The organism is Coprococcus intestinihominis (assembly GCF_040096555.1).
Taxonomy (GTDB): Bacteria; Bacillota; Clostridia; order Lachnospirales; family Lachnospiraceae; genus Coprococcus_A; species Coprococcus_A intestinihominis.
On sequence record NZ_JBBMEK010000388.1, the window covers coordinates 1 to 2,043 of the forward strand.

The window sequence follows — 2,043 nt, forward strand, 5'->3', positions numbered from 1 at the left end:
ACTGACAACTACCTTGACAATCAGCGAAGATTGCACCTGCTAATCTTACATCATGACTGCTTGAGCTGACTTTGATAATCTGCCAATCACTGTAAACCGGTTCATTTGTGAAGATTGCTTTGCCACGTGTACCGCCATCTCCCGAGTTATAAGTATAATTCTTAATAACATTTTCATTTGGTGAAACACTGCTGTTGCCTAATACAAAAGTGACTTTCGCATTATCAGTAGAATTCTGACAGTTTGTTGTATCATCTGATACTGCGCTATCAAGCATATATCCTGTCTGTTCTTCCTCTTCTACGGTATAAATGCCGCGTGACAGATTTGTAAGTGTTGCTAAAGCAGCTTGATCTGTAACAGTTGCTTCTTTTTCATTAGCTTTTACAGTAACAAGAACTCTTGCCACCTCACGTGCCATCTCATTATCATCTTCTGCATTCTTTACCACAAAAGTAAATGTCTGGTCTTTCTTTGCCGTAGTTTCTAACCTCTTCACAATCTGAATTCTTCCTGAAATTACCTGAATCTGATAAATTCCATAAGTTCTTTCAAGTGTTGGGTCCGTTGCTTTCTTGACTGCTTCAACTTTATGCGTTTTATCATCACCGGCACTATGCACTTTATCTTTATCACCTACTTTTAATGTAGTATTTTTATTACTCTCAGCGGAAGGTTTTCCTGCATCATACGTTACCTTCAAATAATAAGTCGTATCATTAATGACTGCTGTACCAACAACATCTGATGTTGTGGCTGTGTTGTCATTAAAGTTTTCCTTATTATCCTTTAATGCATCTGCTGTGTACCATTTTGCATCGAACTGTTTTTTAGATACACTATACTTATTTACGTTATCCGTGTATTTATCAACCATTTCTCCAAGTACTGTCTCAGCTGATGGAACACTATCGCCTTTGTAAATTGTGATTTCTTTGTCTTTCAGTGTCAGTTCTGCTTTGACATTGACCTTTGGCTGTGGAAGCGTCAGTTCACCATAGGATGTAATAATCTTGGAGTCCGGTGATATATTTGTCGGAACGTCGTTGCCGCCAATATAATCATCTTTTGCCTGAACGGAGATTTTTTTATGCCATCCTTGTGTATTGCCTTCTTTGTGCTTGATTGTCTGTTCAGTCCATTTGATGTACTGCTTACCATTTTCATAGTAAACCGTTCCACCATTTTTCAATGTAACACTAGCAGCGTTTTTTTCCTCCAGATATTTCTCTGTAATCTGATTACCAGCATCATCGAGAATAACAAATCTTGGATCAATCACATCTACAACTATTGCATCATTGATATCACAATTCTGTGTAATCGTTGACTGAATCGTTTTGAAAATCTCAGCTAACTTAGATGCATCATCTGCAACCATTGCACATCCCGGTGAAGCGATTCCCGGATAAGTTGTTCCGTCATATTCACCGCCAGCCAGGAATGTCTCAGTCTTGTCATCCAAAGCAAAACCTATGGTGTAGACCTTTACACCCATGTCTTTTAACTTTTTTGCTTTGGCCTCTGCATCTGTCTGTGCTTCTGGGTCCCAAGTACTTCCACCGCCGGTTGGTTCACCATCGGTAAAAAGAATCACATACTTCGGAAGAGTATCTCCATTATCTGCCGCTGCTTTCAATTTATTATAAGCATCTTGTAAACCAACTGCTGGATCTGTACCACCATTCGCGCTCAAATCATTAATAAAACTAATGAGTGTATCTTTATTAGTGTCTACTGCTGCAAGTGGTTTATTATCTCCATGATTGCCATAACCTTTGGAACTGAATACAGATATTCCCACATTACTTGTCGGGGAAGTTGTTGCTGTGTCTGTAATAAACTGAGTAGCTGCACTCTTTAAGGCATCTAATCTGGTAGAATAAGTATAAATATCACCATCATAATCTTCTAAATCAGAACCATAACCTACTTTCCAGCCACTACCCCAATAATTATCTTGGTAATACACTTTATAATAGTGTCCATTATATTTTAAATAATAGGTTTTATTCGTATCCATACGATCTCTTGTCGTACTGT

General features: G+C 38.2%; 1 protein-coding gene. It reads right to left on the reverse strand.

Going from position 1 to position 2,043, the window contains the following annotated elements:
* On the reverse strand, positions 1 to 2,023 hold a 2,023-nt coding region (locus tag WMO25_RS17495; RefSeq protein WP_349086466.1), incomplete at its 3' end, for a vWA domain-containing protein.
* Between the last annotated feature and the right edge of the window lie 20 nt (positions 2,024 to 2,043).